Below are 23,675 nucleotides of genomic sequence, written 5' to 3'. Positions count from 1 at the left end.
CGCACCGGACGAACCCGCCACCACCTCCTCAAACCACTCATGCACACACCGCTCACCCAACACCGACCCCAAACCCGACCCAGCCTCCACCGGCGGCTCATTCCACTCCACCAACACCCGCCGACGCTCCGCGGCATCGAGCAAGCTCAAGCGGGAGATCTTCTCCTCCGGATCGGCGGTGACCGCGGTCAGGAGGGTGGTGTAGTGGCCTATGAAACGCTGGATCGTTTCCCGGTCGTAGAGGTCGGTGTTGTATTCGACGACGCCGGTCAGGCCGTCGGGGGTTTCCCGGAGTTCGAGGGTGAGGTCGAATTTGGTGATGTCGAAGTCGAAGTCGACGAGCGTCACCTCGACCTCACCGAGCTTCGACTCGCGTCCGGTGCGTTCCTCCTGGAGGACGAACATCGTCTGGAAGACGGGCGAATGGGCGAGGCTGCGCTCCGCCTGGAGGGACTCGACCACGGCCTCGAAGGGCACGTCCTGGTGGGCGAACGCCTCCAGCGCGGTCTTCTTCACCCGGGTCAGGAGGTCGGGGAACGCCGGGTCGTCCGACACGTCGGTGCGCATGACGAGGGTGTTGGCGAAGAGGCCGATGAGGTTCTCGACCTCGATCCGGTTGCGGTTCGCGACGACCGTGCCGACGGCGATGTCGGTCTGCTGGGTGTAGCGGTGCAGGACGGCGGTGTACGCGGCGAGCAACGTCATGTAGAGGGTGACGTCGTACCGTTCGCTGAGACCGCGCAGGCTCTCCAGCAGTTCCGGCGGGCAGGCGAAGCTCTCGTGCGAGCCCTGGTACGTCTTGACCGTGGGGCGCTCCCGGTCGGTGGGCAGGGTGAGCCGTGGGTCGACGCCGGCGAGTTGCCGCTTCCAGTAGGCGACCTGGCGTGCCTGCACCTCGTTGCCGAGCCACTGGCGCTGCCAGTCGGCGTAGTCCGCGTACTGGATGGGCAGCGGTTCCAGCGGCGCGGGACCACCCGTGCCCGTGTGGCCCGCGCGGCCCGCGCGGAACGCTTCGTAGAACGCGGCGGTGTCGCGGAAGAACACGCCGACCGACCAGCCGTCGGACACACTGTGGTGCATCGTCACCAGCAGGACGTGCTCCCGCTCCGACCGGCGCAGCAGCCGGACCCGGATCAGCGGGTCGTGTGCGAGGTCGAAGGGGGCGAGCGCTTCCCGTTCGCAGATCAGCGGCAGTTCCGCCGGGTCGGCCAGTTCCTCCTCGCGGACCGCGAAGTCCGAGCCGTCGCCGATGTGCTGGTACGGCACACCGTCGTGGCTCACCAGGCGGGTGCGCAGGACCTCGTGGCGCTGGACCACCGCTTCGAGGGCGCGGAGCAGCGCGTCGCGGTCGAGGCGGCCGCGCAGCCGCAGTGCCATGGGAATGTTGTAGGACGCGTCGGCCCCGTCCAGTTGCGCCAGGAACCACAGGCGCCGCTGGGCGAAGGACAGGTGCGGCGGGGTGTCCGCCGAGCGGGGCAGTCGCGGCACGACGTCGAAGGCGGAGACGTCGACGCCCTGCTTCCTGAGCAGTGCGAGCAGGGCGCGCTGCCGCTTGGCGGGCATGGACCGGAACTTCCGGACCAGGTCCAGCTCGCCGCTCTGATGGAGGGTGTCCATCGTCCGTCCCCTTTGCCTAGTTCTCGGTGACCAGAGCGTCGAGCTCTTCGTCGTCCATGCTTTCGACGAGGGCGATGCTCTTGAGGATGTCGTCCACCGGCTGCGTGCCGGTGGGGCCGGCCGGTGTACGGCGTTCCAGTTCCGCCGCCATCTCGGCCAGCCGCGGAGCGTCGAAGACGGTCCGGACGGGCAGTTCCACGCCGGTCTGCTGCTTGAGCAGGTTGATCAGGCGGCCCGCCAGGAGGGAGTTGCCGCCGAAGGAGAAGAAGCTGCTCTTCGCCTCGAACCGGTCGGCCGTGACGCCCAGCACCTCCGCCCAGGCCGCGGCCACGGTGTCCCGGGCGGCGGCGTGCCGGTTGGCTGTGCCTTGGGTGCCTTGGGTGCCTTGGGTGCCTTGGATGTCTTGGGTCCCGGCGTGCCGGTGGCCGGCCTGTGCCGGGCCCGTCCGCGCCGTGCCGTCCGACGGGTCGGTGGCGGTTCGGGGAGTGGCGGTGTCGCCGTCCGAGGGGGCCGGGTGCGCGGCCGGTACGGGGCCGGCCCAGTGGCTTTCCGCCGCGAACGCGGTGGCCGGGATCGGTGCCAGGCGCCGGCGCCCGGAGTGCAGGCCGTGCCACGGCACGTTGGCTCCGCACACCCACAGCTCGGCGAGGCGTTCCAGGTCGCGGTCCTCGATGAGCGCGGCGAGGAACGCCTCGCCCCGGGGCCCGTGGAGTACCGCGCCCAGCGGGCCGGCGTTGTCCTCGGCGTTGCCGCGGTGCGCCGGGACGGCAGCCGTGACGACCGTTCCGTCCGGGTGCGTGGACCCGGGCCCTTGGGCCAGCTCGGCCGCGAGCGCCTGCCGCAGTTCGTCCCGGGTGCGTGCCACCACGGCGAGCCGTTCGGGGTGCGCTTCGCGGCCGAGCTGCGTGGTGTACCCGATGTCCGCCAGGGACGTCGAGTCGTCACGGGCCAGGAAGTCGTGCAGGCGCTGTACCGCCGTACGCAGCCGCTCGGGGTCCCTGGCGGACAGCAGCACCAGTTGGGGGCGGGCGTCCTGGCCGTCCTGGGCGTCCCGGGGCGCCGCCGCGGCCGGTGGCGGCTCCTCGATGACCAGGCTGACGTGGCTCCCGCCGGCCGCCACCGAGTTGACGAGCGCGCGGCGCGGCGCCCGGCGGCCGTCCGCGCCGGCCGTCCCGGCGGGCTCCCAGGCCGTCGGCCGGTCGCACAGCCGCAGTGGCGTGCCGTCCAGGTCCAGGTCGGGGTTGGGGCTGCCGGACGCGACAAGGGGCGCGAGCTGCCCGTGCCGCAGTTGCAGGAGGACCTTGGTGAGCTGGGCGATGCCGGAGGCCGCCTCGGGGTGTCCGAGGTTCGACTTCACGGTGCCGAGCGCCACCGGCCCGGACACGCCCCCGAACACCTCCCGCAAGGCGCGGAACTCGACCGCGTCGGCCAGCGGGGAGCCGTTGGCGGCGGCCTCGACGTACCCGATGGAGCCGGGGCCGACGCCCGCCCGGGCCAGCGCCTGCCGCATGACCTTCACCTGGGTGCGGTGGCTCGGGGCCATGAAACCGCCGGTCCGGCCGCTGTGCGTCGAGGCGGTGCCCTTGATGACGGCGTGCACCGTGTCGCCGTCGCGCAGCGCCGCGTCCAGGGGCTTGAGCAGTACGGCACCGACCGCTTCGGCGGGCAGGTAGCCGTCGCCGTCGCGGAAACTGCGGCTGCCCGGGTGGCTGCCGAGCAGTTGCAGCTCGGACAGCGCCAGGTACTTGTCCGGGTGGACGTTGAGGTTCACGCCACCGGCGACGGCCAGCTCGGTCTCCCCGCGCCGCAGGTCGGCGCAGGCCAGGTGCACGGCCATCGCGGACGACGTGCACATGCTGTCCACGGCCAGGCTGGGGCCTTCCAGCCCGAAGAAGTACGAGACGCCGTTGGCGATCAGGTTGTACGACGCCGCCGCGGTGACCGCCGCGAGAGCCGGGTCCGAGGCGTCCGCCCGGTACATCTGGTACGCCGCCCCGACGTACACGCCGACGCGCCGCCCATAGCGCCGCTCGATGGTGTCCTGAGTCACGCCGCTCTGTTCCATGAGGTGCCAGACGGTCTCCAGGAACAGGCGCTGCTGCGGGTCCATCGCCTTGGCGTCGCGGGGCGAGATGCCGAAGTGCAGCGGGTCGAACCGGTCGATCCCGTCCAGGAATCCGCCCCACTGGCGGGCGCCCGCGCCGGAGGTGTCCCAGCGGTCGGCCGGCACCTCTGTCACACAGTCCTTGCCGTCCCGCAGGTGCCTCCAGAACGTGTCGAGGTCGTCGGCCTGCGGGTACCGCCCGCTGACGCCGATGATCGCGATGTCCCCGACGGTACGGTGCGCGGCGTCGCTCCCGGCGGCCGGAACGCGCGCCGCCGGCGGGCCGGGGGCTGGGAGCGGGCCGGTCGGTTCGACTGCTTCGGCCGTCCCGGTGGCTTCGGCCGTCCCGGCCGTTCCGGTCGCTTCCGCCGTTTCGGTGGCTCCGGTCGTTCCGGCCGTCCCGGTGGCTTCGGTCGCTTCCCGCTCCGCGGGCTCGCCGAGCAGCGTGCGCAGGGCCTGCGGGTGTTCGGCCGCGAAGTGCTCGGCCAGCTCACGGACCGTCTGCACCTCGAAGAGCAGCGTCCTCGACAACGGGCCGAAGGCCTCCTCCAGTTGGGCGGTCACGCTCACCGCGAGGACGGAGTCCATGCCGTACCGGTCCAGCGGCGTCTCGGCGTCCAGGCGCTCGGGACCCACCTTCAGGACCGCCGCCAGCAGCCGACGCAGGTGGCCCACGGACCGTTCCGCCAGCCCCCGGTCCGCTCCGGGACGGGAAGCCGGTGCGGCCGCGGAGCCGGATACGGCGGTGGGCGCGGGGCCGGACACGGCGTCGGCCTCTCGCCCGCCGGCCTGGACGCCGAGCCGGGAGAGCACGGTGCCGCGTTCGCCCACGAGGACGATCAGCCTGCCGTCCGTGAGCCCGTTGTCGCGCGGGGCCAGGGCACAGCGCAGGGCCGTCAGCCCACGGGCCGTGTCCAGGGTGGCGAGTCCCGCGCCGCGCAGGTTCTCCCGGACCGTGTCGTCCCCCATGCCGCCCTCGTCCCAGAGCGGCCAGTTGACGGACACGGTCCGGCCGCTGCGCAGGCCCGCGTCGACGAGGCGGTCGCGGTGGGCCGCGTAAGCGTCCATGAACGCGTTGGCCGCGGAGTAGTCCGCCTGCCCGGCGCTGCCGAAGGCGCCGGAGATCGAGGAGAAGCACAGGAACGCGTCCAGCGGCTGGTCCCGGCTCAGCTCGTCGAGGTTGACCAGACCGGCGACCTTGGGCGCGAGGACCCGCCGCAGTTCCCCGGAGGTCTTGCGGAGGATCAGCTTGTCGTCGACGATGCCGGCGCTGTGCACGATGCCCGTCAACGGCCCGTGGTTGTCGGCCACATGGGTCAGTACGCGGGCGACCGAAGCCCGGTCGGCCACGTCGGCCCGCTGGTAGTCCACGGTCAGTCCCGCCGCGCGCAGGGTCTTCAGCGCGTTGCGCTTCGTCGCGTCGAGCGGTGACCGGCCGGTGAGGACCACGGTGGCGTGGCCGGTGGACGCGGCGATCTCCTGCGCCACGATCCGGCCCAGGCCCCCGGCGCCTCCGGTGACGAGGTAGACGCCGTCCTCCTTCCACGGCACGGCGGCGGGCCGGGCCGCGGGAATCTCCTCCAGGCGTGCGACGTGCCGGCGGCCGTCCCGGTGCCGTACCTCCGGTGCGGCGCCGGGCACCGCCTCGGACATCAACCGGGCGGCGACGGTGGCCGGTGCGGCGCCGTCGAGGCACTCCACGTACTGCGTGTGCAGCAGCGGGTTCTCCAGGCGGGCCGTCCTCAGCAGTCCGGCCAGGCCGCCGAAGCAGGTCAGCCGGTCCCGCTCGGCGGTGTCCGCGCCGGAACCGCCGACCACCGCGACCTGGAGCAGTGCGGGCCGCCGCAGACCGCCTTCGAGCACGCCGCGTACGAGGTCGAACAGGTGCGCCGTCACCTCGGTGTAGCGGGCGTCGAGCGGGCCGTCGGCCGGTACCACGATGTGCGGGCGCACCCCGTCCGGAAGTGCGGCGCGAAGGGACTCCTGCTCGGCCCCCGTGAGGGGGCCGACGACCATCACGTGGTGTTCCGCGAAGCCGTCCGCAGGGGCCTGCTCATCACGGCCCGCGGTGTCCTGCGCGGCCCACACTGGACGCAGCAGTACGAGTTCGCCGCCCTCCGCCGCGCCGCCGACGACGCCCGTCGCGCCCTCGTCGGCCCTCATCGCGTCACCGGGCTCAGCCGTGTCTCCGCCAGGCCGGTGCCCAGCCGTGGCCGTCCGGTCCGGCGCGAGGGAAGGGACAAGGGGCGTCACGCCCGCGTCGTCGGCAGTGTCGAGGTCGATCCAGCACCGGTCACCGGCGAAGGGGTAGCCGGGCAGGCTGATGCGCCGCGCGGGCGGGCCCGCGGGGTGCAGCGTCTCCCACTCCACGGCGGCCCCGTCGGCCCACAGGTCCAAGAGCGCGCCGGACACGCCGCGTTCCGTCCAGTCCGCCACTGCCGTCCGCACGGCGTCGTCCGCGCCGGCCGGCTTTCCCCGGCGCCTGCGCGCCGTACCCCGTGCCCACGTGCCGGGCCGTAGCGGCTCGGCGAGGAAGGACTCCAGCCGTTTCCTGGCGTCGTCGATCGAGGTCGCGGCGAAGGCCAGCCGTTCCTCCAGCGCCATCCGGCCGATCTGGAGGGTCCATGCGACGTCGGGCAGTGCGTCGTCGGGCAGCTCCGCGAGGCGGACGAGCAGCCGCCGGGCCTGTTCGGCGAGCTGGCCCTCGCTCTGCGCGGAGAGCACGAACAGTACGGGGCGCCCGCTCCGGGCAGGCGGGAGCGCGGCGGCCGAGGACGGGTACGGGACCGGGGACGCGGCCGGAGCCTCGTACTCGGCAACGATCACATGGGCGTTCGAACCGCCCGCGCCGAAGCCCGACACCCCCGCGATCCGGGGAACGGTCCGGTGCTCGCCGTCGATCTCCAGCGTCGGCCGGTGCCAGGGCTCCAGGCGCCGCTGCACCCGCACGGGGGCGCGGTCGAAATCGATGTGCGGGTTGAGTGTGTCCGCGTGCAGGCTCGGCACCAGTTCGCCGTGCCGCATCTGGAGGAGCACCTTGGTGAGACCCGCGATGCCGGCCGCGCTCTCGCAGTGCCCGATGTTCGACTTGACCGAGCCGATCGGACAGTTCTCCGGGAGTCCGCCACGGCCCTGGAAGGCCCGGGTCAGTCCGGCGATTTCGAGCGGATCGCCCAGCGCCGTTCCGGTGCCGTGCGCCTCCAGGTAGCTCAGTTCTCGCGGGTCGACGCCGGCGCTCCTGAGCGCCGCCGCGATGACCTCGCCCTGCGCCGCGGCGGAAGGCACCGAGTAGCCGGAGGTCCGGCCGCCGTGGTTGAGCGCGGTCCCCTTGATCACACCGTAGATGTGGTCGCCGTCGGCCTCCGCCCGCGCCAGCGGCTTGAGCACCACGGCACCGACGCCCTCGCCGGGCACATAGCCGTCACCGCCCTCCCCGAAGCTGCGGCAGCGCCCGTCGCCGGACAGGAAACGGCGCTGGCTGAGCAGCACGTACTTGTTCGGGTGCGAGCTGATGTTGACGCCCCCGGCGAGCGCCGTCCCACACCGGCCGCTCCTGATGGCCTCGCAGGCCAGGTGCAGGGCGGTCAGCGAGGACGAGCACATGGTGTCCACGGCGATGCTCGGCCCGTTGAAGTCGTAGAAGTACGACACCCGGTTGGCGATGGTGGAGGCGCTGCCCGACAGCGCGAGCGCCCGGCCGCGCTCCTGCGCCTGCGCGCCGTACAACTGGTAGTCCTGGTACATCACGCCGACGAAGACCCCCACCTCGCCCGGCGGGGCGACGGCCGCGGCGGCGCCGTCCGGGTCGGCCGCGGCGCGGGCCAGCAGTTCGCCGGTGTATCCGGCGTCCTCCAGCGCGTGGTGGGCGCATTCGAGGAACAGCCGCTCCTGGGGGTCGAGGTACTCCGCCTCGTGGTGCGAGATGTGGAAGAACAGCGGGTCGAAGCGGTCGATACCGTCGAGGAAGCCGCCCCATCGGCCCGTGGAGGAGCCGCCGATGTCGGCGTACCGGCGGTGGTCCCAGCGCTCCGCCGGCACCTCCTGGATGCAGTCGCGGCCCGAGCGGAGGTTCTGCCAGAACTCGCCGAGGTCCGCCGCTTGCGGATAGCGGCCGCTGAGCCCGACGATCGCGATGTCGGTGACGGGGGCGGTGGTGTCCCGTACGGCTGGACCGGCGGCCGCTGAGCGGGACGCGGCCGACCCGGTCCGTGACCGCGTGGCCGGGGCAGACAGCGGGCTCATGTGCGCGGCACGGTCCGGGGCGGAGGCCGGGCGCGTGTGCGGGGCCTGGTCCGGGGCCTGCGGGGCGTCCGCCAGGGCACGGGTGCTCAGTCCGGTCAGGTCCGCGCACACCCGGCCGTGCTCGTCGAACACGGTGACGTCCAGCCGCGCGGCAGCCGCCTCGGGACCGTTCCCCCGCTGGTGCCGGACCCAGGCGTACGCCCGTTCACCGGTGGCGGCGAGCGCGTCCACGTGGCGCAGGGCGAACGGCAGGGCGGCACGCGCCGGTCGGCCGCCCGCTCCCTCCGGCGCCATCCACAGACCGACGGTGGCCTGAAGAGCGCCGTCCATGATGCTCGGGTGCAGCGGACAGTCGTCCAGCCGCTCCGCCGCGCCGGGCAGCCGGAGTTCGGCGAGCACCTGCGGCCGTCCCGCTTCGTCCGTCCCCACGTTCAAGGCGGCCAGGGACTGCTGCGCCGGGCCGTAGTCCATGCCGACACGGGAGTACAGCCCGTACACGTCGGCGGCCGGGATCACCCGCTCGGCACAGGACGCGCGCAGCTCGTCCAGAAGCGGCGCAACGCGTCCGCCGGTGTCCTGGAGGCTCGCACGGCCCTGACTGCACAGCGTGCGCTCCCCGTCCCCACCGACGCTGTGGATCATGTAATCCCAGCCGTATCCGGGCAGCGCACGGACGCTCACCCGCACGTCCAGTCCGTCCGGACCGCAGAGCGCCGGGCGCAGCCACACGACGTCGTCGAGCCGGACGCGGCCCGGAAGCCCCGCGTCCACGGTGCCCGCGACCGCCGCCCGGGCCATCTCCAGTTGGACGACGGCGGGAAGCACACGGTCGCCGCGGACCCGGTGGTCCCGCAGGTACGGCTCGTCGCCGGTGAACCGCGTCCGGTACGCGGTGCCGTCGTCGTCCGGTACGGCACTGTGCAGCATCGGATGCGGGCGCGTCTCCGGAGGGCGCGTGGCGGGGGCCTCGGGGGCTGCTGCCTGCCGGCGTGCGCCGGAGCCGCCAAGGGACACGATCTGCTCGCGCGCCGTGGAGCCGTCCGGAGCCGGTGCCGGGCCGCGCACGGTTTCGGCCAGGTACACGGCGAGCGAGTGCACCGTGCGGTGCTCGGCGAAGACGGCAGGCGTGAGCGCCGTCGCGAACCGGTCGTTCAGCCGGGCGACCAGCCGGGCGAGGCTGGTCCGGTCGAAGCCGAACTCCTCGAACTCGCCGTACGGGTCCACCTCGGCGGCCGGCACCTCCAGCACGGCGGACACCTCATCGGTCAGCGCCGCCCGTACGGTCGGCACGGACAGCTCCTGCGTGACGGGACGCGCGGCCGGCTCCGGTGCCCCGGCAGCGCCGGTGGCCGTCCCGCGCTGTTCGGTCACGTGCTCCGCCAGCCACGCCGCGACATCGGCGATCGACCGGTATTCGAACATCAGCGTCGGGGACAGCGGCACCGCCAGCCGGTCCTCCAGGTCGGGCACCAAGGACACCAGGTCCGCCGAGGCGAGGCCCAGCTCGTAGAAACCGCCGTGCAGGTCGACCTGCGCCGCGGGCACCTCCAGGCGCGCCGCGACCAGCTCCCGCAGGAGGTCGGCGAGAGCGGGGGCGGTGGCGGGGTCGGTGGCGGCCGGGGCCTGCGTATCGCGCGCGACGTCCGTGTCCGTACCCGCGCCCAAGCCCTTGTCGACTCCGTTCCTGTAGGCATCGCCCGTGCCCGGCCCGCCCGTGCCCGATCCGCCGCGGACGTCGAGGGCCGACTCGGCCCGTACCCGCTTGGCCACCAGCCGTCCCACCTCAGCGATCTTGGTCCCGGTCTCGTCGTAGAACTCCACCGACAGCCGCATCAGCTCGTCGTCCCGGTGAGCCGACGCCGCCGGAACCCTGACATAGCAGCGCCTGCCGAGGGACGCTGCGGCCCGGAACGACTCGAACACCAGCGGCAGATACAGCTCCTGGGGGCCCTCGTCCGCGCCGCCTTCGCGCAGCATGTGCATCCCCGTGCTGCCGCCGAGCAGCCCGGCCTCGAACAGCGCCGGATGGAAGAGGAAACCGTCCGCGCTGTCGTGGTACGCCGGGTCGAGTTCCAGCTCGGTGATCCGGTCCTCGGAGCGCTGGTGCACGACGCCGTCGGCCCTCATCAGGCCCGAGTGCACCAGTTCGTGCTCCCGCAGCCAGGTGTAGAGGTCCGCGAGCGGAGTGCGCCGCTCCGCCCCGCCGAGCGGCAACGGAAGGCGCTCGTGGAACACCGGCGGGTCGTGCCGGTGCGCCGCGACCACCGCGTGCAGTACGTCCTCGGTGTCCTGGGGGCGCCGACTGCGCACCTCGATCCGCAGGCCTCCCGCCGGTGCGGGGCGCCCTGCGACGGTGGTCAGCACCTGCTCCCCCGGAGCGGCGACGAGCGGCGCGAGGATGGTGAGGTTGCGCAGTTCGACATCGCGTACGGCGTGGCCGTGCCGGGCGAGCACCTGGAGCACGAGGTCCACATAGCCGACGCCGGGCATGAGGTGGCGCCCGTATACGACGTGGCCGTGCAGCAGAGGGTTGTCGGCGGTGACGGTGAAAGTCGCTTCGAACGTCGACGATTCGGTCATCTCTATCCATCCAGAACAGCGCGGAACCGGCGGCGGAGCCCGGCACAGGACCAGCCTTGGAAAACAGCCGGAGGCATGGGAAAGCTCCGGGTTCAGGAGAAAAGGTGCAGCGCGCGGATGGACTCGCCAAGCGCATCTGCCGACTCTCCACGGCATGCGAATGGCACATGCGCCCTGGAGGAGGTGATGACGCGCGCAGGGTACCGCGAAGCCCTGGACATCACAGCAGGAAAGAAGGAGCGCCGCGACGGTGAACAACCGTCGACAAAATCGCTATAACTTGCAGAAAAGCATTGCGTCTCCCCCCGCAACTCCCCCGTCGCAGGCGGGCCGCGGCTCACATCGCCGCTGGACCGCCGCGGTCGGACCGGTGACTCATGCGCACCCTGTCCTACCGCCGTCGGTCACGCTACAGAAGATCAACAGTCGGATCAATACACACAGAGTGATGCCCGCGTCACATTCCAGGAGGGGCACGAAAGAAACTTCCTGACGTCACGACAGCCGCCTGCCTTCCATACCCGCCGCGCCGTACACACACACGGACAAATGCCGCTGACGCTGTTCTCCGGGCGCGCGGTGTGGGAAAGTCTGACCGTGTTCGCCGAAATGCGGGTTGCCCGATGGCGGCCCGCCCGAAACGGGAACCCATGGCCCGGCATTCCGTCCGGAATGGTCCCGCGGCGCCCCCTTTTACCGGGTCACTCGCCGCCCCCGTTTCCGTGCGGGACGGCCCTCCGCGTATGCCCCGGTTTGCCATGTCCGCCATAAGAGTCGAAAAGCCGGGCGGCCGGAAAATCCGGACGGGCGAGCCTGCTGGGCACCGACCGGGCGGTCCCGCGCCATCGCCGTACCGGCGTGGCACCGGGCGCTCCGGCCCCAACTTCACCACCGGCGGGCACCGGCCCTCAACCACCCGATCCGCCCGCCCCTTTCGCCTCACTCACCTCGCGCGTCCCCGCGCCCCACCCCACCTCGCCACCACACACGACAGGAGCAACACGTGCGGATCGAAGGAAGCGTCGCGCTGGTCACCGGCGGATCGTCCGGCCTCGGCCTGGCGACGGTACGCGAGCTACGCGACCGGGGCGCGACCGTGGTGATCATCGGCCGCTCCTCACGGGGCAAGGACGTCGCCGCGGAACTGGGCGAGCGCGTCGTCTTCTCCCCCGGCGACGTGACCAGTGAGGAGGACGTCACCACGGCACTCGGGCTCGCCACCGACCTCGGCGCCCTGCGCATCGCCGTGAACTGCGCCGGGATCGGCAATGCCTTCCGGACCGTCGGCAAGAACGGCCCGTTCCCCCTGGAAGCCTTCAGCAAGGTCGTCCAGGTCAACCTGATCGGCAGTTTCAACGTCATCCGCCTCGCCGCGGCGGTCATGAGCCGGGCGGCGGCAGATGACGGCGGGGAACGCGGCGTCATCGTCAACACCGCCTCGATCGCCGCCTTCGACGGCCAGGTCGGGCAAGCCGCCTACGCGGCCTCCAAGGGAGGCATCGTGGGCATGACCCTGCCGATCGCCCGGGACCTGGCCTCGTCCGGCATCCGCGTGGTCACCGTCGCGCCGGGGCTGTTCCACACCCCGATGTTCGACGTGTTCCCCGAGTCCGCCGTCGAGGCACTCGGCCGGCAGGTGCCCCACCCGTCCCGGCTCGGCGACCCCGCGGAATTCGCCTCGCTCGTCACCCACATCGCGGAGAATCCGATGCTCAACGGCGAGACGATCCGACTCGACGGCGCCCTGCGGATGCCCCCCAGGTGACGTGACCGGAACGCCGGGTCGGGCCGGGCCAATCCGTGCCCTGTTCGACCGGGTACGGGAGTGGAACACCGAGCCGACCGGAGCCGGGAACAGAACGCCGCTCGGGCGCTCCCGGCCCGCTCCCACCCAACGCGCCGAACGAGCCGGACCGAGCCCGGCAAGCCCCGTCCCACCTGGCCTGACGGGCACCGCCCCCCTGCATGAGCCCCCGACCCCGGGCATCGCCAACGACGACGACCGCCCGCTACCCCTCCGGCCACTCGGGCTCGGCCACCACCTCCAGGACCGCACAACCGAAGGTGAACCCCTGCCCGAGGCCGGACAGTACGACCTTGTCGCCCGGCCCGACGGCTTTGGTCTCCAGGAGGTGCGCGAGTCCGGCGATCTGGTCACCGGCGCCCAGGTGGCCGAGTTCGCGTCCGTACTCCCACGTCGTCTGCGTGATGTCGACGCCGAAGTCCCGCTTGACCGCGTCCCAGTCGACCACCGACCGCCCGGCGACCGGATACACGAACCGGGCGACGTCCTGGAGCCGGACACCCGCCTCGCCCATCGCCTCCTCCATCGCCGCGCGCTGGCCGGCGGCGATGGAGGAGGCCACCTCCGGCACGCTCACACCGGTGCTCAGGTACTCCCTGAGGCGCTGCCGCATGTCGACCGGCCACCCGTGCTCCCCCGAGAGGGTGGCCCACGGCCGCGTGCCCCGGTAGGCGCCTTCATGGGTGGTGTCGGAGATCACCACCGAGGACAGCAGCCGGGCCACGCCCGAGCCACGCGTCAGCACGAGCGCGGTGGCACCGTCTCCGCGCGGTCCACCCTTGTCCGAACGGAACCGGTCGAACATCGGCAGGTGATACTTGTCGCTGGTGGTGATCAGCGCGGCACCGGGCGCCGGCCGGGCCGCCACATGCGCCGCGACGAGATCGATCGCCCCCAACCCGCCGTTGGACGCCTGCTGGAGCTGCAGCGCGGTGGCCCGCCCGCCGACCGTACGGGCCTGCACGTACGCGGCCGGGGACCAGTGATCCAGCCCCTGGAAGCCGGAGCTGGTGACGTGGGCGACGAGCGTGAAGTCCTCATGGGCGACGCGGCTACGGCTCAGGGCGCGCCGCGCGGCCTCCACGGCCAGGTCCGCATGACTGGTGTCGTCCACGACGCTGACGCTGAGCAGGTCGTCGGCCGCGCACTCCGCGGCGTCATAACGCCCCTCGGCCACGGCCTGCCGTACGGACTCCCGTCGCCCCAGCCGGACCGCTGCCGCGTCGACATAGACGTCGTTCCAACGCATCTTCGCTTCTCCCTGATCGCCCCGGCCGGGGACTGCGGCTGGGGACCCGGGGAAAAAGCGCGCAACGGACGACCGGTCGACGCGGTACGCACCTCGCGGCGGACGCGTCACTCGGCCGAGCCCATGCCCAGCGAACTCCCCCGCCCCGCGTCGCCCTCGGCGCACATACGCCTCAACTCGGGCATGCGCGGGGCACGTTCGGACGCGTCACCCCCGTCACACCCTTGATCGTTCCGTAACGTAACACGCGTTACGCCGGGTTGGCAGCCCGCGCCGATCACGGGCATCGAAGGCCCGCAGGATCTTCCCGGCCGCCCCCTCCGCGCATTCCTGACAACCGCGGATACACAGGAAAATGCAGGCCCCCGTAATCCCACGAAAGCGACCAGCACTTGGGCTGCGGAGAGACCGCGCCGGCGGTCCGACGGTGGGCCCGGCGCCGCTGTCCGGCCGTCAGTCCTCTTCGCACGGCCTTCCACGACGGGCTTTCAGCACCTCGCGGGCGAGGGCCGGCAAGGGGCGGCCGGTGGTGAAGGCGCTGGCGCGCAGGCGGGCCAGCGCCTCGCTGACCGAGATGCTCAGCAGGCCGGCCAGTACGCCCGCCGCGCGATAGGTGGTGCCCCAGTGATCGTCGATGATCCGCGCCGGGCGCCAGGGCAGCGGGGTGTCCACAGCGAAGTAGGGCAGGCACCGGTCGGCGATGACCATGGCCGTCTCCTCCAGCGCCTGCGTCGTGTCGTCGAGCGCGGGGTCGTCCAGGCGCAGGGGTGCGTAGCGCAGGCAGTCGGCCGTGGCGAGGGTGCGCGGCCCGAGGTTGATGGGGAAGGCGCAGAGCGCAGTGGCGTGTTCGAGTTCCTCGTGCAGGCGGGGAGCGAAGAACGGATACGGCATGGGGTGCGCCTGCACGTCCGGGTAGAGCACCGGGCGGCCGGTGGCCGCTGCCTCCGGGCCGGGGCCTTCTCCCGTCTCGTACTGCACTTCTTCCAGACGCAGCGCGGCCGGTCCGGTCACCGCGAGAAGCTGCCGATCGGCCGGGTTGGTGGCCAGGCACAGGGACACGTCATCCACCGGCAGCCCCTGGCAGATGGCCGTGCACAGCCGTTGCGGGAGGCGGGCGTCATCGCGCTCACGGGCTGCCGCACGTATCAAACGCGCCGTCCTGTTGCCGAACAGGGTCACGATCTCCCTCCGGGAATCGCCGGTTCCTGTCGCACGGGTGCCCGTGTCCGGGGAAAGCCAACACGGATCTTCCGGTGAATGCCTGCCCCCCGTGCTCCTGAGCCCATCCGGTCATGGCGGCGGCCGAGCGCTCACATCATGAGGCGGCCGAGTGCTCGAAATCGCCGTAGTGGCCGCACCGCGCAGTGGCGTATCGGAGCCGCACCACCGTCATCGACCGGGAGCACGGAGAGGAATCGAACGGAACCGCACTCCCGGCGGCCCGCGCGCGGCGAAGCGTCCGAAGCCACCCGCGTGGCGGCCGGTTCCGACACGCTGCGGTCAGGGCGTAATGGCGTACTCGGTGAAATGTCCGCAGGTACGGAAACCCAGCCGACGGTAGACGCGCTCGCCGTCCGCGGACGCCTGCAACACAGCGGTTCGGCACCCCTCGGCGCGGGCGGCGTGGAGCGTGGCAAGAGTGATGGCACCCCCGTAGCCGCGGCGGCGGTGCGTCGAGAGGGTCGCGATGTTGTAGATCCCTGCCAGGCCGGCGTGGTGGAAGACCTCCGCCGAGCAGACCGGTCGGCCCTCCGCGTAGCCGACCAGGTAGCGGGCCGGGCTGTCAGCGGCGAGCGCCCCCTGCGCGGCGGCGGCGTAGAACTGCCGGACGGTCGCGGCCGGCGGGTCCCACAGCGCGGCGAGCACCATGGCGTAGTCGGCCAGTTGCTCCCGGGAGGTCACCGGGCGGATGTCGAGGCCGTCGGCGTACGGTCGCGGTGGGGCCGGAAGGAGGTCCAGCCACATGCCCGACTCGGTCTCCGAGGCCTGCAGTCCCACGGCCTCAAGATGCGAGGCCAGGCCGGCCGGCTCCGAGGCGGGGCCCACCCACCACGAGAAGGGCCGGCCGGTGGCGGCCAGCTCCCGGACGGTCCGGCGGACGCGTTGCGGGGCGGCGTCCGCGGTGAAGCGCGCCGCCGCGACGATGTTGAAGGTGTCGTCGGCCAGTCCGCTGTCGGCGATCAGAAGGTCATCCGTCTCGATGACTGCCGCGCCGCCCAGGCTTCGGTGGAGGTGGCAGGCGTGCTCGGCCAGGTTCAGTTCCATGCCGGCCTGTAGGGCGGCATGGACGGCTTGGTCGGTCATCAGGGGTTCCGATGCATTCAGTGTCCCGGGGGTTCTCGATGGCCGTATCCGAGGTACGCGAGGTATCCGAGGTATACGAGGTATCCGAGGTGCGCGATGTCTGCGAAGTCCTCGGCGTACTCGGCCTGCTCGGCGTATTCATGGTGGTGGGACGCAACATCTTAGGTCGTGGTGCGGCAGCCGACATGGCTGGGCGGGTCCGGCAGGTAGGTGGTGCGTTCCTGACGGGTGAGGTCGCGGTTGACGGTGTGGCAGATTCTGCTGATGGCTTCTTCGGGGGCGGGCATGTCCAGACGCCACAGGTGTGCCTTGTCGTCCGACTGGCCGATGGCGAGCGTACGGCCGTCGGGGCTGATGGCCATCGACGTCACCGCCCAGCCACGGCCGGGCAGGGTCAGGCGGGGCTGGGCCGACGCGAGGTCCCACAGCCGGACGGTGCGGTCGTCGCCGCCGGTGGCCAGGGTGCGGCCGTCCGGGGTGAAGACCACGGCCCGTACGGGGCCGGTGTGGCCGGTCAGGACGGTGCGGGCCTTGCCGGTCGTGGTGTCCCGCAGCCGGATGGTCCCGTCGGAACTGCCGGAGGCCAGGGTTTCGCCGTCCGGGCTGAAGGCCAGGGCCCATACCGTGTCCCGGTGCCCGGTCAGGGTCGCGTTCAACTGGCCGGTGGCCGCATCCCACAGCCGTACCTTGTGGTCGAAGCCGCCGGTGGCCAGCGTACGGCCGTCCGGGCTGAAGGCCACCGCCGCCACGGGCCGGCCGGACGTGCCGAGCGTCGTCCGCGGCCGGTCACGGCCCGTGTTCCACAGCCGGGTTCCGCCGTCCAGGTCGCCGGTGGCCAGGGTGCGGCCGTCCGGGCTGAACGCCACGGTGAACACACTGCTCCCGACGTCGAAGGCGGCCCGCTTGCGGCCGGTGGCGGCGTCCCACAGCCGTACGGACTTGTCCTCGCTGCCGGTGGCGACGGTGCGTCCGTCGGGACTGAACGCCACGGTCCGCACCGCGCCGCTGTGCCCTCCCCACACGCCCCGGGAGCGGCCGGTGCGTGTCTCCCACAGCCGCGCGGTGCCCTCGTCGCTGCCGGTGACCAGCGTGTGCCCGTCCGGGCTGAACGCCACGGAGGTGACATCGCCGGTGTGGCCGCTGAGCGTGGTACGGGCCTGGGGGCGGCGGACGTCCCACAACCACAGCGCGCCGTCGGCGCTGCCGGTGGCCAGGGTGCGGCCGCCGGGGCCGAAGGCGATCGCCGTGGTCCCGCCGGTGTGGCCGCTCAGGGCCGCGCCGGACTTGCCGGTCCGGGTCTCCCAGACCCGTACGGCGCCGTCGTCGCTGCTGGAGGCCAGAGTGCGCCCGTCGGGGCTGAACGCCACCGATGTGACGGCGTCGGTGTGGCCGCTGAGCACCGCGCGGGTCGCGCCGTCGGCCGGGGCGCGCAGCCGTACCGTACCGTCGTCGCTGCCGGTGGCCAGCGAATGCCCGTCGGGGCTGAAGGCCAGGGTCAGTACCACGTCCGTACGGTCGGTGAGGGTGGTGCGGGGCTCGCCGGTGGCCGCGTCGCGCAGTTTGACCGCCCCGTCGTCGCCGGCGGTGGCCAGGGTGCGCCCGTTCGGGCTGAACGCGACCGCCTTGATGCGGTCACTGTGGTCGGTCAGGACGGTGCGCGCGGTGTGCTGCCGGGTGTCCCACAGGCGCACCGTGGTGTCCCAGCTACCGGTGGCCAGAGTGAGTCCGTCGGGGCTGAAGGCCATCGACGTCACGGCTGTCGTGTGGCCGGGGAGCGTGGCCCGCACGCGGCCGGTGGCGGTGTCCCGCAGGCGGACGGTGCCGTCGCCGCCCGCCGTGGCGAGCGTGCGGCCGTCGGGGCTGAAGGCCACCGTGTTGATGCCGGAGTGGTCGCCGTCGGCGGAGGTGAAGACGGTGCGGGGCCGGCCGGTGTCGACGTTCCACAGCCGTACGGTGCCGTCGTCGCCGCCGGAGGCCAGAGTGCGCCCGTCGGGGCTGAACGCGACGGTCTTCACGTCCTGGGTGTGGCCGTCGAGACGGCGGCGCGCGGGCAGGGCGGCAGCGGCGAAGACGCCGGCCGTGGCCTCGGGGGTGGGGCGGACGCGGTAGGCGTGGACGGCCAGCAGGGACGCGAGGTCGGGGTGGCCGTCGAGCAGCGTGGCGGACTGGGCGGCCAGTCGCTGCGACAGCGCCGTACGCCGCTGGTCCTCGCTGCTGCGGTACTGCACGAAGGCGACAAGGCCCGCGACGAGGGCGAGGACCAGCAGGACGGCCAGCGAGGCGGCCGCCTGGCGCAGCCGGCGGGTGGTGCGGGCGGCCGCACGCCGGTCCTGTTCGTGGGCGGTGACGGCGGCGGTCAGGAACTCTTCTTCCAGCGGGGCGAGATCGCCGCGGGCGGCGGCGGTGGCGAAGGCCTCGCGTGCCGCGGCCAGGCGGGTGCCGCGATACAGGGCCCCCGGATCGCGGTCCAGAGCGGCCCACGCGGCGGCCGCCTCGGTCAGGCGGCGGTGCACGAGCAGACGTTCGCGGTCGTCGTCGACCCACTGCTGCAACCGGGGCCACGAAGTGATCAGCGCCTCGTGGGCCAGGTGGACACTGTCCTCCTCCGTGGTCACCAGGCGGGCCCGGGCCAGGCGTTCCAGCACCTGGGCGGTGCCGGGGTCGCCGGCGGACAGTTCGGCGCGCGGAGCGGGGCGGCGGGTGTCCGGGCGCCCCTGGCCGGGGGCGATCAGGCGCAGGAGGACGCGGCGGGCCGCCCGGGCCTGGGCGGGTGTCAGGCCCGTGTAGAGGTCTTCGGCGCTCTGCGCGACGGCACCGCGGATGCCGCCGGCGGCTTCGTACGCGTCGAGGGTCAGGGTGCGGCCGCGACGGCGCCGCCAGGTCTCCAGCAGGGCGTGCGACAGCAGCGGCAGGCCGCCCGGCTCCTGGCCCACCTCCTGGATCAGACGGGCCGTCAGGGAGCGTTCGACGAACAGGCCCGCGGCCGTGGCGGGTCCGACGATCGCCTGGCGCAGCTCGGCCGGGCTCATCGGAGCGACCGCCACCGTGGACCCGGCCACGGCGGCGGCGAGGGCCGGCTGCTCCAGCAGGCGGCCGTAGAAGTCCGCCCGTACCCCCAGCACCACACGCAGCTTGCTGTCCGCCGCTTGCGCTGCCAGCAGCAGGCGGAGGAAACCGGCCCGCTGGCCCGGGTCGTGGCAGAGCGTGAAGAGCTCCTCGAACTGGTCGACGATCAGCCAGGTGTCCCCCGCTTCTGCGCCGGTCTCCCGGGTTTCCGGGACTTCCCCGCCTACCCGGCTCTCCCCGACTTCCCGGCCCTCCTGACCGCCTTGGTGCTCCCGGCCTTCCCGGCCTTCCCGGCCTTCCCCATCCCCCCGGCCTTCCCGATCTCCCCGGCCTTTCCGTTCGGCAGGGGTGCACCGGGCTCGGTGTGTGTGCAACGGCCGGGGACCGGGAGTCAGCAGGCGCAGGGCGGCGGGCCGGTGGGCCGGGTCGGCGGCGTGCCGCAGCCGGGGCACCAGGCCCGCCCGCAGGAGGGAGGACTTGCCGCTGCCGGACGGGCCCACCACCAGCGTCATGCGGTGCGCGAGCGCGCAGTCCACGAGCGTGGCCACCAGGGCCTCCCGGCCGAAGAATCGTTCCTCGTCCGCCGCCTCGAACCGGGCCAGTCCTCTGTACGGCGGCTCGACTCCCTCCTCCGGCGCCTGCGCCACGGGTACGGCCGCCACCTCGCGCGCGGCCCGGCGCCAGCGCTCCGCCCACTCCCCCTCTTCACCGCCGCAGGCCCGTACGTACGCCAGCACCGTGGACAGGGAGGCGAGCTGTTCGCCGGACGCGGCCCGCGACAGCGTCGGAGCCGAGCACGCGACCCGCTGCGCCATGGCCCGGTAGGTGATCCCGCCGGCCTCCCGGCGCAGCGTGCGCAGTTCATGGGCGAAACGCTGCACGGGGCCGGCGGTCGGGTCCAGGGGAAGCTCCTGGCGTCCCATCCGTGCCTGCCCCTTCCCTCGCGATCACGACCCGCCCACCCCAGCACGCCCCGCTCACCGCACAGAAGACGCCTCTCGGCCAACTGTGCGGGGCACGAGGCGTTGTTGCGTTTTGATTCATCGCAGGTGAGGGTCCTGCGCATCAAAGCCGTGCCACGAGAGCCTGGAACACGACGCGGTCGGCGGACCGGCGCGGGGTGCGGCACGGCACCGGGGGTGTGGCGCGACACGGGGGTGCGGCACAACGACGGGAACGTGACGCGATCAGGGGCGCGGTCCGCCGGCCGACGTCCGGGGACCGACGGGGCTCCGGGCAGGCCCCGGGCGGGTCTTGAAGAGCCCAGGGCGGACCTCGAAGGGCCTCGGGCCGGAAGGAAACGCGCCGACCCGGCAGCTCACGGGCTCACACGCTCGCGAGCAGGTCGGCGAGCGGGGCCGGTACCTGGTCGGAGGCGAGGGCCTCGACCAGGAGACGGCCGTAGCGGATCTTGCGGCCCTTCTTCGTACCGAGGAAGCGCCGCAACTGCTGTTGCCGGGGCCGGCCGTGCTGGGCGGGCTGGCGCAGGAAGATCTGCCAGGCACGGAGGTCGCCCGCGGCCCGGACGGTCTCCTCGGCCCCGGCCGTGCCCAGCGTCCGGATCAGTTCGTCCTCCAGGTCCGCCACGCACACGAAGTAGCCCGGGCGCGGCGCCCGGGCCCGCTTCAGGGCGCGGTCGTAGAAGCGCTGCTCGCCCTCGTCGCACAGTCCCGCCAGGCGCAGGCCGAGGCCGGGCGGCCCGAGGAGGCCGGCGTAGCGGCCGACGCACATCGCCCCGCCCATCGGCATCACGCACACCCCTTCGGCGGCGAGATCCCGGCCGCGCCGTTCGGCCAGGGCCTCGACGGCCGCCAGGTCACTCGGCCCCTCCAGCAGCACCGCCGTCCGTACGCCCAGACGCCCGGCCAGATCGCTCGCCGGCCCGCCGGGGCCACCGCCCGCCCAGCCGGCGACCGCATCCCGGAACGCGTGCAGGTCCGCCATGGAGCGAGTCTGCCCCTCCGCCGACGGCGCGGCACGGAATTTCCGCCGGCCCCGCTCGGCGCGGCCGGCGCGTCCTCGGCGCCTGGGCAGCCGTCGGGCCGGGGTCGGGTTCCAGCGATGTGCGTGCCTGCCAGCGGACTTGGGCGCCTCGGCCGTCGTAACCGGGCAGCTACTGCTGCTCGCGAGATCGGCCGGCTCGCGGTGCCGGCCTCGGAGCCGGGGCCAGGACCAGAGGCAGGTAGACGTCGTCGACGATCTCGATGATGGTCTCGTCCCCGATGGGGGCCCCGTAGAGCAGGAACTCGTTGCGGAGCAGGTCGGTGGCGACGGAGGCCCGTCGTGAGCCCGGTACCCACTCCTCGACCTCGCCGCGCTCGACGGCCCGCCGCAGAATGATCCGGCCCACCACCGGGCCGACGGTTTGGACGCGTTCGCGGATCAGCCGGGCGAATTCGGGGTCGCGGGTCATCTCCGCGAGCAGGCCGCGCAGGATGCCGCCGATCGGGGTGGCCATCTTGGCGGACATCTGCTTCAGCAGGGAGATCATGTCGTCGCGCAGCGTACCGGTGTCGGGCGGTTCGATGTCGGAGATGCCGCGTGTCTTGCAGGCGTCCACCACCAGTTCGGCGCGTCCGGTCCACCGGCGGTAGAGGGCGGCCTTGCTCGTACGGGCCCGGGCGGCGACGCGCTCCATGGTGAGCGCGGCGTATCCCACCTCGGCCAGTTCGTCCATGGTCGCCGTCAGGATGGCGTTTTCCAGCTCCTCGCCGCGGCGCCGCGGCCCTTTGCGGTGGTCGGCGGCCGGTGGGGCGATCCGGTCGTCGGCGTTCGATGACAGCGTGACTCCTTGGAGTGTGCAAAGTATGCCGAGAGGACGTTGCGTTCTCTAAGGGGACACTCTAGCCTCCGAGTTAGAGAACTGACCGTTCTTTAAGAGGCTGTCAGAAACCTTTGAGGGGAACGATGACTGAGACCTCCGTAGCTCTCTCCACCTCCGACGCCCCCGCCTTCCCCAGCAACCGCACCTGCCCGTACCGGTTGCCCGACTCCTACACCCGGCTGCGCGACGAACAGGACGCGCTGCGACCGGTGACGCTCTACGACGGCCGGCAGGTCTGGGCGGTGACCAAGCACGAGACCGCCCGCAAACTGCTGGCCGACCCCCGGCTGTCCTCCGACCGCAACCACCCGGCCTTCCCGCTCACTTCACCGCGCTTAGAGGCGCTGCGCAACCGCCGCCCCGCCTTCATCGGCATGGACCCGCCCGAGCACGGCAAGCGGCGCCGGATGACGATCAGCGAGTTCACCGTCAAGCGCATCAAGGGAATGCGCCCGGACATCGAACGCATCGTCCACGAATTCCTCGACACGATGCTCGCCGCGGGGCCGCCCGCCGATCTGGTCAGCCGGTTCGCGCTGCCGGTGCCCTCGATGGTGATCTGCCGGCTGCTGGGTGTTCCGTACGAGGATCACGACTTCTTCCAGGACGCCAGCAGGCGGCTGGTGCAGTCCACGGACCCGCTGGACGCGAGCAGGGCCCGCGACGATCTGGAGGGCTACCTGGACGGGCTGATCACCGGCATGCAGGCCGAGCCCGGCCCCGGTCTGCTCGGCGCTCTGGTCGGCCGTCAGCTCGCGGAAGGCACGACCGACCGCGAGGAACTGATCTCCAACGCCATGCTCCTGCTCATCGCCGGCCACGAGACCACCGCGTCGATGACCTCCCTCAGCGTCATCACCCTGCTCGACCACCCCGACCAGCTCGCCGCCCTGCGTGCCGATCCGTCGCTCGTCCCCGGCGCCGTCGAGGAGTTGCTGCGCTACCTCGCCATCGCCGACATCGCCGGCGGCCGCTTCGCCACCGCCGACATCGAGATCGACGGGCAGCTCATCCGGGCCGGTGACGGCGTGATCGTCACCAACTCCATCGCCAACCGCGACGCGGGCGTCTTCCGGGACCCCGACACCTTCGACATCCACCGCTCGGCCCGGCACCACCTCGCCTTCGGGTACGGCGTCCATCAGTGCCTCGGTCAGAACCTGGCCCGGCTCGAACTCGAAATCATCCTCACCGCACTGTTCGACCGCATTCCCACTCTGCGGCTGGCCACCCCGGTCGACCGTCTGGAACTGCGCCCCGGCACCACCATCCAGGGCGTCAACGAACTCCCCGTCACCTGGTGACCCCGGCGGAAGAGGAGACCATGAAGGTAACCGCCGACCGAACGGTCTGCGTCGGCGCCGGCATGTGCGCGCTGACCGCGCCCGCCGTCTTCGACCAGGACGAGGAAGGCCTCGTCACCGTACTCACCGTCGAGCCCGACGACGACAGCCGGGCCGCCGCCCTCGAAGCCGGGATGCTGTGTCCGTCCGGCGCGTTGCGGGTGGAGGAGTAGAGGAGGAGGGGGTTGCCGGGGCCCCGCTCCGGAGCCGCCGGCCACGTGGCCCAGGGCGCCTCCAGGCCCTCCGCAACGGGTGCGCCGCGCACCGCCACCGGGCCCGGCGACCGCGTACCCGGCCGGTTTTCCCGGCCGGGTACGGGTGCTCACCGTGACGGAGCGCGGTATGGGCTCACAGCGGCAGGACGACGCGTACGGTCAGGCCGCCGCCCTCGCGGGGCGTCGCCGTGGTGGTGCCGTCATGCGCCCGTACCGCCGACCGCACGATCGTCAGGCCCAGGCCGACGCCCTTGTCGCTGCCGGTGCGTTCGGTGCGCAGGCGCCGGAAGGGCTCGAAGAGGTTCTCCACCTCGTAGGCCGGGACGG

Annotated in this window: 12 protein-coding genes; 3 read left to right on the top strand and 9 right to left on the bottom strand. The window is 72.7% G+C overall.

Translation table 11 applies throughout. From position 1 onward, the window contains the following. Together ACH4EB_RS37500 and ACH4EB_RS37495 are read right to left on the bottom strand one after the other, a co-directional pair. On the bottom strand, positions 1–1,617 hold a 1,617-nt coding region (locus tag ACH4EB_RS37500), incomplete at its 3' end, for a condensation domain-containing protein (protein ID WP_398352966.1). 16 nt (positions 1,618–1,633) lie between these two features. After that, on the bottom strand, positions 1,634–10,543 hold the full coding sequence (locus ACH4EB_RS37495) for an SDR family NAD(P)-dependent oxidoreductase (protein ID WP_398352965.1): 8,910 nt from the start codon (positions 10,541–10,543) through the stop codon (positions 1,634–1,636). Positions 10,544–11,546: 1,003 nt separating this feature from the next. On the opposite strand from ACH4EB_RS37495, the gene ACH4EB_RS37490 reads away from it, so the two are divergent. Beyond that, positions 11,547–12,308, top strand: a complete 762-nt coding sequence (locus ACH4EB_RS37490) for a 3-hydroxyacyl-CoA dehydrogenase (protein ID WP_398352963.1) — start codon at positions 11,547–11,549, stop codon at positions 12,306–12,308. Between the two features lie 244 nt (positions 12,309–12,552). On the opposite strand, the gene ACH4EB_RS37485 is transcribed toward ACH4EB_RS37490, so the two are convergent. From ACH4EB_RS37485 to ACH4EB_RS37460, 6 genes are all read right to left on the bottom strand, one after another. Continuing rightward, positions 12,553–13,596 carry a ketoacyl-ACP synthase III family protein gene (locus tag ACH4EB_RS37485; RefSeq protein WP_398352961.1) on the bottom strand — a complete coding sequence of 348 codons (1,044 nt, stop codon included), beginning with the start codon at positions 13,594–13,596 and terminating at the stop codon, positions 12,553–12,555. Positions 13,597–14,049: 453 nt separating this feature from the next. Continuing rightward, entirely contained in the window at positions 14,050–14,664 is a 615-nt protein-coding gene (locus ACH4EB_RS37480; protein WP_398352959.1) for a GAF and ANTAR domain-containing protein, read from the bottom strand. 432 nt (positions 14,665–15,096) lie between these two features. Then, positions 15,097–15,861 (bottom strand): GNAT family N-acetyltransferase, encoded by a 765-nt coding sequence (locus ACH4EB_RS37475; RefSeq protein ID WP_398352968.1) that lies wholly within the window; start codon positions 15,859–15,861, stop codon positions 15,097–15,099. Positions 15,862–16,061: 200 nt separating this feature from the next. Next, a complete protein-coding gene (locus ACH4EB_RS37470; protein WP_398352957.1) occupies positions 16,062–19,889 on the bottom strand; it encodes a hypothetical protein in 3,828 nt (1,275 codons plus the stop codon). A 403-nt stretch (positions 19,890–20,292) separates the two neighbouring features. Beyond that, positions 20,293–20,910 carry a TOPRIM nucleotidyl transferase/hydrolase domain-containing protein gene (locus ACH4EB_RS37465; protein ID WP_398352956.1) on the bottom strand — a complete coding sequence of 206 codons (618 nt, stop codon included), beginning with the start codon at positions 20,908–20,910 and terminating at the stop codon, positions 20,293–20,295. A gap of 169 nt (positions 20,911–21,079) precedes the next feature. Continuing rightward, entirely contained in the window at positions 21,080–21,670 is a 591-nt protein-coding gene (locus ACH4EB_RS37460) for a TetR/AcrR family transcriptional regulator (RefSeq protein WP_398352967.1), read from the bottom strand. A 203-nt stretch (positions 21,671–21,873) separates the two neighbouring features. Here ACH4EB_RS37460 and ACH4EB_RS37455 point away from each other — a divergent pair, with 203 nt between their 5' ends. Together ACH4EB_RS37455 and ACH4EB_RS37450 are read left to right on the top strand one after the other, a co-directional pair. Next, positions 21,874–23,094: a cytochrome P450 gene (locus ACH4EB_RS37455; RefSeq protein WP_398352954.1), complete on the top strand. Its 1,221-nt coding sequence runs from the start codon at positions 21,874–21,876 to the stop codon at positions 23,092–23,094. A 20-nt stretch (positions 23,095–23,114) separates the two neighbouring features. Continuing rightward, entirely contained in the window at positions 23,115–23,306 is a 192-nt protein-coding gene (locus ACH4EB_RS37450) for a ferredoxin (protein WP_398352953.1), read from the top strand. Positions 23,307–23,481: 175 nt separating this feature from the next. Here the strand turns inward: ACH4EB_RS37450 and ACH4EB_RS37445 are convergent. Next, positions 23,482–23,675: ATP-binding protein (locus ACH4EB_RS37445; RefSeq protein WP_398352952.1), on the bottom strand; the 194-nt coding region annotated here is incomplete at its 5' end.

It is taken from the genome of Streptomyces sp. NPDC018045, from assembly GCF_044327445.1.
Taxonomy (GTDB): Bacteria; Actinomycetota; Actinomycetes; order Streptomycetales; family Streptomycetaceae; genus Streptomyces.
The sequence above is the reverse complement of the archived record's forward strand: the minus strand, read 5'-3'. Positions and strand labels throughout refer to the sequence as shown.